This window comes from Variovorax sp. HJSM1_2 (assembly GCF_049316285.1).
GTDB lineage: Bacteria > Pseudomonadota > Gammaproteobacteria > Burkholderiales > Burkholderiaceae_C > Rhodoferax_B.
In genome coordinates this window covers 26515-38213 of the sequence record NZ_JBMOXA010000027.1, presented here as the reverse complement: position 1 = coordinate 38213, position 11699 = coordinate 26515, and the positions used below count along the sequence as shown (strand labels likewise).

The following is an 11699-nucleotide window of genomic DNA, read 5'->3' as shown; positions in this document are numbered from 1 at the left end:
TTTGTTGAGCCTTGTCAGCGGGCGGCGCTTGTACCGTGTTGACGCGCCGCGGTCAGGCAGTCCTGCAGCGCGGCGATGAGCCGCTCGGACACCACCTTCACGATGGTCCCAGGTGGCTTGGTGGCGTCAATCGCCACGCTGATCTCCTGAGGTTCGGCTCCCCGGTCTCGGATGGGGATGAAGACCAGTTGTTGGGCCGCCAGCTCTGCCGCTACGTCCAACTCGGACGTGAACACGACGTGGTTGCCGCCCAGCGCCAATTGCTTCACCAATTGCAAGGAGTTGCTTTCGGTGTAGCGGCGCGGCTCCTTGAACAGCCAGTTGTACTGCGCCTCCAGATAACGTCGTATCGTCAGCGCCTTGCTCTGCAGCGCGACTGGATGGGCCACGGCCTCTTGAAAACTCACGGTTTCGCGCTGGGCTAGCGCGTGGCCGGGCGCCACCACGCAGCCCAGGGGCAGCGCGCTTTTCCAGAGCACCAGCAGTTCGCGGCGGGGCTTGAGGTTGAAGATGGCGGCCAGGTCGGCCTGGCCGGTGAGCAGTGCGGCTTCGGCATCGTCGGGTGTGGCCAGTGAGATGGACAGGCTGACCAGTGGATGTTGTGCCCCCAGATCGCGTACCAGTGCGGGCATCACGCTGGTGGCATGGCTGTCCATGGCCACCAGTGACACATGGCCCTGGTGCACGCCCTGTATGCGCCGGATTTCGGCGAGCACGCTGCGTTCGTCCTGGCGCCAGTGGCGCGTCAGTGTGACAAGTGCGTCGCCCGAGGGCGTCAAGCGCATGCCGCGCGGCAGCCGCTCGAACAAGGGCACACCGAGTTCTTCTTCCAGTTGCAGGATCTGGCGGTTGATGGCTGACGCCGCCACGTGCAGTTCACGTGCGGCTTTTTGGATGGAGCCCGAGCGCGCAACCTGGTCGACGTAACGCAGTCCGGCGGGAACAAGCGAATGGCGCATGGATTCTTTGGCAGGAACGAGGTGGATTGAGTGTACTAATTTTGCGTATGCAGAACTGCAAAAATGGTGATGGACGGCAATGAATCGCGTGCCTACGATCCGGTCCATGAGCACACGATTCAACCTGGAACAACTCAATACCAGCGCGCCCGAAGTCTTTTGCGCCGCTCTGGCGGACATCTGGGAGCACGCGCCCTGGGTGGCGCGCGGCGTCGTCCAGCAGCGGCCATTTGCCAGCGTCGAGGCCTTGCACTCGGCCATGGTGGCGCTGGTGGCGGCACAAGACGAGGCCACACGTGTGGCCTTTTATGCCGGGCACCCTGAACTGGCCGGTGAAGACAGCCGCCGGGGCACGATGACCGATGCGTCCGTCGCCGAGCAGGGCACGCTTTCGTTGGCCCGGCTGGAGGCCCACGAGGCCGAGCGCTGGAACGCGCTCAACCGCGCCTACCGCACACGTTTCGGCTTCCCGTTCATTCTTTGCATTCGCCGCCACACCCGGGCGTCGGCCTTGCAAGCCTTCGAGCAGCGCCTGCAGCGTGACCGCGCCAGCGAACTGCACACCGCGCTCGATGAGATTGCCGCCATTACCCGTCTGCGGCTGGAGCGTCTTGTGTCAGACGAGTCCATCACCCGCGAATCCATCCCTTCTTGATTTACCACCGGAGTTAGCCATGAACACTCAACGCAGAATTTCTCTCCTGGCGTGCGCGCTGGGCCTGTTGGTCGCAGCCGTGCCTGCTGGTGCACAGGGCACTTATCCCGACCATCCTGTCAAGCTCATCGTGGCCTTGCCGGCGGGTGGTGGTGTGGACATCATTGCGCGCATGGTGGGCCAGAAGCTGGCCGCCGTCACCGGCCAACCCTTTGTGGTGGACAACCGGGCCGGCGCGTCCGGCCGCATCGGTCTGCCCACGGTGGCCAAGGCCGCACCGGATGGTTATACGTTGATGGCTTCGCCAGCGTCTTTCTTGACCACCAATAAGAGCATCTTCAAAGAGCTGCCTTACGACCCGCAAGCGGACTTCGCTCCCATCACCAAGCTCGCCAACCAATCGATGGTGCTGGTGGTCAAGGACAAAGAGAAGTTCGCAAGCGCCGGGGCGCTGCTGGCTGCCGCCAAGGCCAAGCCCGGTAGCTTGAACTACGCCACCTCGGGTGACGGCAGCCCACAACACCTGGCCGCACTGATGTTCGAGACACGCGCACAGGTGCGCATGACCCACGTGCCGTACAAGGGTGGCGCGTTGGCCATCAACGACTTGCTGGGTGGCAATGTTGATTTGCTGTTTGCGCCACTGCCAGAGGCTTTGCCTTACCTCAAGTCGGGCAAACTCACGGCGCTGGCATTGATGAGCGACAAACGCTCGGCGCTGATCGCAGACACACCCACGATGCGCGAAGCCGGCATCCCTAACATGGTGATGCAGACCTGGATTGGCCTGCTGGCGCCGGCCAACACGCCACGTCCCCTGGTGAACCAGCTGAACCGCCAGGTGCACGCCATTTTGCAGAGCGAGGATGTGAAGAAGCAATTGCAAGACATAGGCATGGAGGTGGCGCCCACCACGCCCGAGCAGTTCCAGCAAACCATTGCACAGGAGATCACGCTGCATGCGGAGCTGGTGAAGGCTTCGGGGCTTGAGCCACAGTAGGCGACACACACGCGGCACTGGCCCGCATGCACTTTCACTTTCGCGATCACGCCGCCCAAATGGGCTGGCGGCGTATTGCAAGGGCCTGCAGAGCAGCGGAATGCCTACGCTGCCAATCGTGCGCCTGGCACCGTCATCCCCAAGACTGCTCGCAGGCCCTTATCCCCCAGGTCGCAGGATGTGTTGCCGTCGCGCGAGCTTTTTTCAAAACTCTTCACCAATTGCCTGAGACCGATCGTGGCCCGCAACGGGCCGATCTGGGTGTATCCCGGTAAACCATTACCCACGAGCAGCAAGCCAGCAAAGCAGTGTTGCCCGGCGCTGAGCGGTGAGGGCGCGTGCGCAGCGCCGCCAGCGCCAAAAGTCCTGCGTGCAGCCCTGCGGAGCTTTATTCCGGCAGACATAGGCACCTGCAAACGCTGTCAGCCGACGAAGGGGTATTGAGGCTATTGCGGCTTCATCGAACACTGAGCGCAGCAAGGCTTGTCGCCATGCGGCTCGAATGCCTGGTTGTGCCGTGCCTGGATGTACCGCAGCTCCTCAAACCGGCCGACCGACCTAGCGTACGAGCTTACCCTCGCTAGGGTTAAACCCAGTCTGCTTGATATCATGTCGTCATACCATCACGCCATTACTTAACTTAGGAGATGGTCCGATGAAGACCGTGATTGCGCTGCTGGGCGCCGGTGGAAAAATGGGTGTTCGGTTGGCCAAGAACCTGCGTGGCTCGCGTTTTGAAGTGCGTCATGTGGAAGTGGGTGAGGTGGGACGCCAGCGCTTGCGCGATGAGCTGGGTGTGGAATGTGTCGACCAGGCCCGTGCGCTGGAAAACGCACAAGTGGTCATCTTGGCAATTCCAGACACGGCCATTGGCAAGGTGGCCACACAGATCGTGCCGCAGCTCGCGCCCGGCACCATGGTCATGACGCTGGATGCGGCAGCGCCGTTTGCCGGCCATCTGCCCGAGCGCGAAGATTTGGCCTACTTTGTGGCGCACCCCTGTCACCCGCCCATCTTCAGCGACGCCCTGCGCAAGGACGGCCAGGTGGATTTCTTCGGTGGTGGCCATGCGCCGCAATCGGTTGTGAGTGCGCTGATGCAAGGCACAGCCGCCGATTTTGATCTTGGCGAAGAGATTGCCAAAACCATCTACGCGCCCATCCTGCGCACCTACCGCGTCACCGTTGAACAGATGGCGCTGCTGGAGCCGGGTTTGTCGGAGACGGTCTGTGCCACGCTGCTGGACGTGATGCGCGAGGCCATGGATGAGGTGGTGGCGCGCGGGGTGCCCGCCGACTGCGCGCGCGATTTTTTGCTGGGCCACATGACCATCCTGAGCGCGGTGATCTTCAAGGAGATCCCGGGGGCGTTTTCAGATGCCTGCAACAAGGCCATCACATTTGGCAAACCGCGCCTGATGCGCGAGGACTGGCTCAAGGTGTTTGACCGCGAAGAAATCGCGCAGAGCATCCAGCGCATCACCTGAGAACGCTTTTATTTCCCAACCGATGTGTCGGTACAGGCGCACGGCCATTTTCCTTCCTAGCCCCCCCCTCACAGGAGACAATTGTGAAGCTTCGCTCTAACTTTCGCCCTACGCTTGGCGCCTCCGTGGCCGCTGTGTTGATGACGGTTGCCGCCGGCGGCGTGCAAGCCCAAACCGTTCTGAAGATTGGCTACACGCCGGCGCAGGGGTCGCACTACTGGGTTGGTTCCACGACGTTCTGTGCCGAGATCGAGAAAGGAACACAAGGCCGCTACAAATGCCAGCAGTTCCCCAGCTCGGCGCTGGGGGGTGAACGTGAGCAGATCGAGGCGGTGCAGCTGGGCACACAGGACGCCGTGATCACTTCCACCGGGCCGGTGGGCAACTTCGTGCCCGAAATCCGCGTGGTCGACATTCCATTCCTGTTTCGCGACTACGAGCACGCGCGCAAGGTTTTCGACGGCCCGATTGGCCAAGACCTGCTGACCAAGTTCCCATCCAAGGGGCTGATCGCCTTGGGCTGGACGGAGAACGGCTTTCGCCACATCACCAACAGCAAACGGCCCATCGTCAAACCCGAGGACACCAAGGGCTTGAAAGTGCGCACCATGGAGAACAAGGTGCACATGGACGGCTACCGCACCTTTGGCATGCAGCCCACGCCCATGTCCTTCCCTGAAGTGTTCGGTGCGCTGCAGCAGGGCACGGTGGACGGCCAGGAGAACCCGATTCCCATCATCACCACGGCCAAGTTTTCACAGGTGCAGAAGTACCTGTCATTGACGGGCCACGTGTATTCACCAGCGTTGTTGCTGCTCACGCCAAAAGTCTGGAACAAGCTGAACGACGCCGACAAGAAGGTGTTCCTGGACGCAGCCCAGGTGAGCGTGGTGGCGCAACGCAAGAAGGTGGACGAAGACGACGCCACTGGTGTGGCCCTGCTCGAAAAAGAAGGCATGCAGGTGGTGCGTAACGTCGACAAGAAGGCGTTCCAGGACGCCCTGAAACCGGCCTATGCCGCGTACGCCAAGGAATTCGGCGCCGAAAACATCAAGCGCATTCAAGACGTCCATTAAACAAGCTCGCAGTGGCTGGCGCTGGTGGCCCTCACGGCCGCCGGGGCTGGCTTCGTTCGCAGAAAAATCATGCAAACATTCGAACGTTATCTGCTGGGCATCAACCGCTGGGCGTTGATCCTGCTGCTGGCGGCAATGTCGGTGATCATTTTCACCAACGTCGCCCTACGCTACCTTACCGACTCATCGCTGGAATGGGCTGAGGAGGTGGCGCGCTACCTGATGATCTGGCTCACCTTTCTGGGCGCAGGCCCGGTGCTGCGTTACGGTGGCCACATCGCCGTAGAAAACCTCCAGGACGCCCTGCCACGCAAAGGCGGCATTGCGCTGCGCATCCTGGTGGCGGGCTTGCTGCTCAGCTTCTTTGGTTTCATGGTCTGGTACGGCTGGCTTTACATGCAGCGCACGATGTTTCAGATGACGCCGGTGACGCAGATCCCGTTTGCCTATGTGTACAGCGCCATGGTGCTTGGCGGCGTGCTGCTCATCGCGCACTTTTTGCTGATCCTCCGCGACTACGCTGTGCACCGCAGTTTTGCGGCGGACGACCATTTCGACGCCAACGCGAGTGCTTCCTTATGAGTGCCGCCTTGGTTCTGGTGTGTTCGGCATGTTTCTTCCTGGCCATTGGTGTGCCCGTGGCGTTTGCGCTGGGACTGTCGACGGCGGCCACCCTGGTGTTGGCTGAAAACTATCCCTTGATGGTGCTGCTCAAGGAAACGTTTACCGGCATGGACAGCTTTCCCTTGATGGCCGTGCCGTTCTTCATCCTCGCCGCCGAATTGATGAGCGGCGGCTCGCTCACCGAGGTGCTGCTGCGCTTCGCTGGCCAGTTTGTTGGCCACAAGCGTGGTGGCCTGGGCTACACCAATGTGGTGTCTCTGACCTTTTTCTCGGGCATCTCCGGCTCTGCACTGGCCGATGCCGCGGGGCCGGGTTCCATGCTGATCAAGATGATGGACAAGGCGGGCTACGACCGGGCGTACGCGGCAGCGCTGACGGCTTCGACCGCGATTGTGGGGCCTATCATTCCGCCGTCCATCATCATGATCATCTATGCGTTGCAAGATGAAACGGTCTCCGTCGGTGCGTTGTTCGCCGCCGGCATCCTGCCCGGCATCTTGATTGCCGTGGCCATGTGTATCGTGAACTTTAGGGTTTCGCGCCAACGCAACTACCGTGGCGAGGGCAGCCTGCCGCCGCTGGCCGAGATCCTGGCGACGACCTGGCGCGCTGTGCCGGCGATCCTGCTGCCCGTGGTGATTCTGGGGGGCATGCGTGCGGGTTGGTTCACGCCGACCGAAGCCTCGGTGGTCGCGGTGTTTTATGCATTGGTCTGCGGCAAGTTTGTCTATCGCACGCTGGAGTGGAAAGCACTGCCGGACATCCTGGCGCGTGCGGCGCTGTTGTCGGCTTCGGTGCTCATCATCATTGGCTTGTCGGCCTCGTTTGCCTGGGTGCTGACCATAGAGGGCATTCCGCAAATGCTCGCCGAGCTTTTGGTCAGCATGAACCTGGCGCCCTGGATGTTCCTGGTCATCGTGAACATTTTTCTGCTGCTGTTTGGCATCTTCATCGAACCACTGCCGGGTGTGATGGTGCTTGTGCCTATCCTCGCGCCGGTGGCGATGAAGTTGGGCATAGACCCGGTGCACTTCGCGATGATCGTGATCGTCAACCTGACTCTGGGCATGATCACGCCGCCAGTGGGCGGCCTGTTGTTCGTGACTTGCAATGTCTCGCGTGTGCCCATGACACAACTGGTGCGTGAGCTGGTGCCATTTCTCTGGGCCCACGGCATCGTGCTGGTGCTGCTGACGTTTGTGCCCGCCTTGTCCACCTGGCTGCCGCGCACGCTGGGGTTCAAGTAGCCAAGACCTTGTTTGTACATTGAAGAGAGACCCCGCCATGGATGAACCCCAGGCCTTATCGACCTCAGACGGACGTGTACGTGCACGCTACTGGCTGGAAACCGGGGACGACCCGCGGCGCGTGGCCGAAGTGATTGCCGGGGAGCAGTCCAGTGGCACCTTTACGGCCGTGCCGGGCGAAACCGCTGCTCTCAAGGAGCGTTCAGGTGCGAGGGTGGAACGGGTCGACGTCATCGGCCATACCCAGTCACCCAGCCTGCCCAGCCGTCTGGTGGCGCAACGCTACACGCAATGTGTGCTGGAGCTGTCCTGGCCGGTGGCCAATTTTGGGCATTCTCTGCCCAACTTGATGGCCACGCTGGCCGGTAACCTGTTTGAGCTGCGCCAGGTCTCGGGCCTGCGCGTGCTCGATCTTGCGGTGCCGCAGGCGTTTGCAGAGTCCTGTCCCGGCCCGGCTTTCGGGATTGACGGCACACGTGCCTTGGCGGGTGTGGCAACAGGCCCGTTGATAGGCACCATCATCAAGCCCAGCGTAGGCCTGTCGCCGCAGGAAACCGCCGAGACCGTGCGCCAGCTCATCGCGGGTGGCATTGACTTCATCAAGGACGATGAGCTGCAGGCCGATGGCCCGCACTGCCCGTTTGATGAACGTGTGCGCGCCGTGATGGCGGTGGTGCATGACGCCGCTGAGCGCACGGGCCGGAAACCAATGGTGGCCTTCAACCTGACTGGCGAGGTGGACGAGATGCGCCGGCGCCATGACCTGGTGTTGTCTCTGGGTGGCAGCTGCGTGATGGTGAGCCTGAACTCGGTGGGGCTCACGGGCCTGCTCGCGTTGCGCCGCCATGCGCAGTTGCCGATCCACGCCCACCGCAACGGCTGGGGTTACCTGAGCCGTTGTCCGGCACTCGGCTGGGACTACGCGCCTTGGCAGGCCTTGTGGCGACTGGCCGGGGCCGACCATCTGCATGTGAACGGCTTGGCCAACAAGTTCAGTGAATCGGATGACAGTGTGCTGGCGGCAGCGCGCGCCGTGCTGCGGCCCCTTTTGCCGGGCGCGCCCATGTATGCGATGCCGGTTTTCAGCTCGGGCCAGACCGGTTTGCAAGCCGCACCCACCTACGCCGCGCTGGGCACCACCGACCTGATCCACGCCGCTGGTGGCGGCATCCTCGGCCATCCTGGCGGCATCGCCGCCGGTGTGGCGGCCATGCGCCAAGCCTGGCAAGCCGCCGTGAGCGGCGTGCCGCTGGGCCAGCATGCGCGTGTACACCCGGAGCTGGCGCAGGCGCTGGAGGTTTGGTGATGTCGCCAGATTTGCTGCTGAGCTACTACGGTGACGACTTCACGGGCTCTACCGATGCCCTGGAGGCGCTGACCAGTGCAGGCGTGCCGACCGTGCTGTTTCTGGAGCCGCCGGATGCGCCAGCCCTGGCGCGTTTTCCTGGCGTGCGTGCCGTGGGGCTGGCAGGACAAGCCCGAGGCAAAAGCCCGGCCTGGATGCGTGACCACTTGACACCCGCCCTGGCATCGTTGGCGCGTCTCGGCGCGCCTCTTTTGCAGTACAAGATTTGCTCTACCTTCGACTCATCCCCATTGATAGGCTCGATTGGCTGTGCCATTGATTTAGGCGTGCCGCTGATGCCGGGCCGCTGGACACCCATGGTGGTGGGGGCGCCACGGTTGCGGCGTTACCAGGCGTTCGGCCATTTGTTTGCTGTCGCCGATGGTGAGGGTTATAGGTTGGACCGCCATCCAACCATGGCGCACCATCCGGTGACGCCCATGCATGAATCAGATCTGCGCCGGCATCTGGCCGCGCAGACGTCTCGCCCCTGCGAGCTGATCGACTTTACACGTCTCAAGCGCGCTGATGGCGCCGAGGCGCTGCAGCTGATTCTGCAAAAACATGGCCATGGCGTGCCGGTTGTGTTGCTGGATGTGCTGGATGAGGAAACCCTGCGTGAGGCCGGGCGGCTGGTGTGGGAGCAGCGCGGCCAAGGTGTGTTCAGTGCCTCGTCTTCAGGACTTGAATATGCGTTGGCCGCACATTGGCAGGCCAGCGGTTTGTTGGCCGAACCGGCGCCACTTTTGTCGGCCGGTCCTGCAGAGGCCATTGCCGTGGTCAGTGGCAGTTGCTCGCCGGTCACGGCCGCGCAAATCACCTGCGCGGCGGCAAACGGCTTTGCGACTCAGCGCCTGGACGTGGGGCAACTGCTGACCGGCGACCAGGGGGAGATCTCTCGGGCCGTGGAGGCGGCGGTGCAGGCCCTGTCGCGCGGTTTAAGCCCGTTGGTGTTCACTGCGCTCGGGCCCGATGACCCCGCCGTGCAGGCCTTCGATGGCGCCGCGCGTGCCGCAGGCTTGGGGCGTGACGAAGCCGCGCAACGCACGGGCCAGGCGTTGGCGCAGGTGATGCGTGGCTTGTTGGACCGCTGCCCCCAATTGCGCCGGGTGGTGGTGGCCGGTGGCGACAGCTCGGGCGCAGTCGCCTCGGTTTTGGGGATACAGGCGCTGAGCATTGCCGCGCGCTTGGCCCCCGGGGCGCCACTGTGCCGGGCCACTTCGCGGGATGCTCGACGCGATGGCCTGGAACTGGTGCTGAAGGGCGGGCAGATGGGGGCGGTGAATTTCTTCGTCCAGGCGCGTGACGGCGCAAGCAAGTGATAATTCAGCCGATCCGGCCTGTTGGCCTTCACCGCATCTCACCACGGCTACTCCATGACGGCGCACAACCCGATCCAGAAACGCAAACTCTACGAGGAAGTTGTCGATCGGCTGATGCAGCGAATCCGCACTGGCGAGATCCGTCCTGGCGACCAGTTACCCCCGGAGCGGGAACTGATGGACGTGTATGGTGTTGGCCGCCCCGCCATCCGCGAGGCGCTGCAGGCCATGGAGCGCTCGGGCATTGTCGAAATCTCGCATGGCGAACGTGCGCGGGTGGTCATTCCCACGGCGCGCGACCTGATAGCGCAGATCGCCAGCGGCACACGGCACATGTTGCAGGCGCAGCCCGACATGCTCGAACACCTGAAACAAGCGCGGTTGTTTCTGGAGGAGGGTATTGCCCGAATGGCGGCGCAGACAGCCACTCCCGAGGACGTGGCGCTGCTGCGCTTGCGTATAGAAGAGCAACGCGCCTCGCTGGTGAACATGGATACCTTTCTGGCGCACGACATGGCATTCCACCGCGAAATCGCACGTATCAGTGGCAACCCCATTTTTCCGGCCGTGGTCGAGGCAGTTTTCCAGTGGGCTGGCGACTACTACCAGCCCTTGGTGCGGGCACCTGGCGCCGAACAACTGACGCTGCAGGAACATACGCGCCTGGTCGACGCCATAGAGGCGCACGACCCACAGGCGGCGGTTGCCGCAGTGCGGGCCCATGTGACGCGCTCGAACGAGCTGTACCACCGCATCTAGGGCCGCCTGACGCCATGCCAGAGAGACCAGGCGTGCTGCTGCGGGAACTATGGTTATGGATTCATTTGCCTGTATCTGCAACGGTGCAGGTACGCGCAGCTTTTTACGCCCATCATCAGAGCACGCCATGAACATCTATGACATCGCCACCATTGACGGAGACGGTATAGGCCCCGAGGTCTGCCAGTCGGCTCAGACCGTGTTGCGCGAGGCCTGTGCAAGCCGCCTGCGTTTTACGCCCTGGCCCGGTGGCGCTGCACATTACGCCAAGACCGGCTCGGTTCTGCCCGACGAAACCTTTGCCGCCTGCCGCGCTGCGCACGCCATCCTGCACGGTGCAGCGGGCCTGCCCGGGATCACTTACCCGGATGGCACGGAGGTCGGCAACGACCTGCACCTGCAACTGCGTTTTAAGCTGGACCTGTTTGCCAATGTGCGCCCGATACGGCTCTACCAAGGTGTGCAGTCACCGCTGTCCGGCTGGAGTGCCGGGCAGATCGACTACGTCATCGTGCGGGAGAACACCGAAGGCCTTTACGCCAGCCGCGGCGCTGGGGTGAACTTGCGCGGTGAAGTGGTCACCGACACGCTGGTGGTTACACGCAAGGGTGTGGAGCGGGTGGCGCGTTTTGCATTCGAGTTGGCGCGCCGCCGCAATGGTGCACCGCGTGATGGCCAACGCCGCGTGACGGTTTGCGACAAGGCCAATATCCTGCGCAGTTACGCCTTCTTCCGTGCCGTGTGCGACGAGGTGGCGCAGGAGTATGCCGATGTGGCGATGGACTATGCCTACGCAGATGCCATCACCGTGCACATGCTCAAGAAGCCCGACTTTTACGATGTGATCGTGGCCGAGAACATGTTCGGCGACATCATCTCTGACCTGGGGGCTGGCACTGTTGGTGGCTTGGGCATAGCCGCCTCGGCGGAGCTCGGCGAGGCGCACGGACTGTTCCAGGGGGCGCATGGTTCGGCCCCCGATATTGCAGGGCAAGACATCGCCAGCCCACTGGCCACGATTCTGTCCGGTGCCCTGATGTTGCGTTGGCTGGGTGAACGCCATGCCGATGCCGCTTTGACACAAGCTGCGGCGCGTGTTGAACGCGCGGTAGAGTCGGTGCTTGCAGCCGCTCAGCACGTGCCGCACGACCTTGGCGGGCACGCACGCTGCAGCGAGATCACGCGGGCCGTGTGCCAAGAGCTGCGCTGAACAATTTAAATAGGAG

Annotated in this window: 11 protein-coding genes; 10 read left to right on the top strand and 1 reads right to left on the bottom strand. The window is 62.7% G+C overall.

The window, feature by feature from the left end; genetic code table 11:
- Positions 1-14: 14 nt before the first annotated feature.
- Positions 15-959, bottom strand: coding sequence for a LysR family transcriptional regulator (locus ACFQ95_RS21645; RefSeq protein ID WP_422834358.1), 945 nt, complete (start codon positions 957-959; stop codon positions 15-17).
- Positions 960-1065: 106 nt separating this feature from the next.
- Between ACFQ95_RS21645 and uraD the strand changes: the two genes are divergently transcribed.
- The 10 genes from uraD (at position 1066) to ACFQ95_RS21595 (ending at position 11683) form a co-directional block, all read left to right on the top strand.
- On the top strand, positions 1066-1614 hold the full coding sequence (gene uraD, locus ACFQ95_RS21640; protein WP_422834357.1) for a 2-oxo-4-hydroxy-4-carboxy-5-ureidoimidazoline decarboxylase: 549 nt from the start codon (positions 1066-1068) through the stop codon (positions 1612-1614).
- A gap of 19 nt (positions 1615-1633) precedes the next feature.
- Positions 1634-2614, top strand: a complete 981-nt coding sequence (locus tag ACFQ95_RS21635; RefSeq protein WP_422834355.1) for a Bug family tripartite tricarboxylate transporter substrate binding protein — start codon at positions 1634-1636, stop codon at positions 2612-2614.
- 655 nt (positions 2615-3269) lie between these two features.
- Complete coding sequence (locus tag ACFQ95_RS21630; protein ID WP_422834354.1) at positions 3270-4100, top strand: phosphogluconate dehydrogenase C-terminal domain-containing protein; 831 nt, start codon at positions 3270-3272, stop codon at positions 4098-4100.
- A gap of 140 nt (positions 4101-4240) precedes the next feature.
- Positions 4241-5176, top strand: coding sequence for a TRAP transporter substrate-binding protein (locus tag ACFQ95_RS21625; RefSeq protein ID WP_422834376.1), 936 nt, complete (start codon positions 4241-4243; stop codon positions 5174-5176).
- A gap of 69 nt (positions 5177-5245) precedes the next feature.
- Positions 5246-5758 carry a TRAP transporter small permease gene (locus ACFQ95_RS21620; protein WP_422834352.1) on the top strand — a complete coding sequence of 171 codons (513 nt, stop codon included), beginning with the start codon at positions 5246-5248 and terminating at the stop codon, positions 5756-5758.
- A complete protein-coding gene (locus ACFQ95_RS21615) occupies positions 5755-7047 on the top strand; it encodes a TRAP transporter large permease (protein ID WP_422834351.1) in 1293 nt (430 codons plus the stop codon). Before ACFQ95_RS21620 ends, ACFQ95_RS21615 begins: the two co-directional genes overlap by 4 nt.
- A 37-nt stretch (positions 7048-7084) precedes the next feature.
- The gene (locus tag ACFQ95_RS21610) at positions 7085-8353 is read left to right on the top strand and encodes a ribulose-bisphosphate carboxylase large subunit family protein (RefSeq protein WP_422834349.1); all 1269 of its coding nucleotides are present in this window, start codon (positions 7085-7087) and stop codon (positions 8351-8353) included.
- Positions 8353-9714, top strand: a complete 1362-nt coding sequence (gene oiaK / locus ACFQ95_RS21605; RefSeq protein ID WP_422834347.1) for a 3-oxo-isoapionate kinase OiaK — start codon at positions 8353-8355, stop codon at positions 9712-9714. The genes ACFQ95_RS21610 and oiaK overlap by 1 nt, the downstream gene beginning before the upstream one ends.
- A gap of 54 nt (positions 9715-9768) precedes the next feature.
- Positions 9769-10473: a transcriptional regulator NanR gene (locus ACFQ95_RS21600; RefSeq protein ID WP_422834345.1), complete on the top strand. Its 705-nt coding sequence runs from the start codon at positions 9769-9771 to the stop codon at positions 10471-10473.
- 127 nt (positions 10474-10600) lie between these two features.
- Positions 10601-11683 carry an isocitrate/isopropylmalate dehydrogenase family protein gene (locus ACFQ95_RS21595; protein ID WP_422834343.1) on the top strand — a complete coding sequence of 361 codons (1083 nt, stop codon included), beginning with the start codon at positions 10601-10603 and terminating at the stop codon, positions 11681-11683.
- Positions 11684-11699 lie beyond the last annotated feature (16 nt).

What these genes read in the sequence shown, in the direction of transcription:
- ACFQ95_RS21620 (WP_422834352.1), top strand. Translation starts at nt 5,246, where the DNA reads ATGCAAACATTCGAACGTTATCTGCTGGGCATCAACCGCTGGGCGTTG.
- uraD (WP_422834357.1), top strand. Translation starts at nt 1,066, where the DNA reads ATGAGCACACGATTCAACCTGGAACAACTCAATACCAGCGCGCCCGAA.
- ACFQ95_RS21610 (WP_422834349.1), top strand. Translation starts at nt 7,085, where the DNA reads ATGGATGAACCCCAGGCCTTATCGACCTCAGACGGACGTGTACGTGCA.
- ACFQ95_RS21625 (WP_422834376.1), top strand. Translation starts at nt 4,241, where the DNA reads ATGACGGTTGCCGCCGGCGGCGTGCAAGCCCAAACCGTTCTGAAGATT.
- ACFQ95_RS21600 (WP_422834345.1), top strand. Translation starts at nt 9,769, where the DNA reads ATGACGGCGCACAACCCGATCCAGAAACGCAAACTCTACGAGGAAGTT.
- ACFQ95_RS21595 (WP_422834343.1), top strand. Translation starts at nt 10,601, where the DNA reads ATGAACATCTATGACATCGCCACCATTGACGGAGACGGTATAGGCCCC.
- ACFQ95_RS21630 (WP_422834354.1), top strand. Translation starts at nt 3,270, where the DNA reads ATGAAGACCGTGATTGCGCTGCTGGGCGCCGGTGGAAAAATGGGTGTT.
- ACFQ95_RS21635 (WP_422834355.1), top strand. Translation starts at nt 1,634, where the DNA reads ATGAACACTCAACGCAGAATTTCTCTCCTGGCGTGCGCGCTGGGCCTG.
- ACFQ95_RS21615 (WP_422834351.1), top strand. Translation starts at nt 5,755, where the DNA reads ATGAGTGCCGCCTTGGTTCTGGTGTGTTCGGCATGTTTCTTCCTGGCC.
- ACFQ95_RS21645 (WP_422834358.1), bottom strand. Translation starts at nt 959, where the DNA reads ATGCGCCATTCGCTTGTTCCCGCCGGACTGCGTTACGTCGACCAGGTT.
- oiaK (WP_422834347.1), top strand. Translation starts at nt 8,353, where the DNA reads ATGTCGCCAGATTTGCTGCTGAGCTACTACGGTGACGACTTCACGGGC.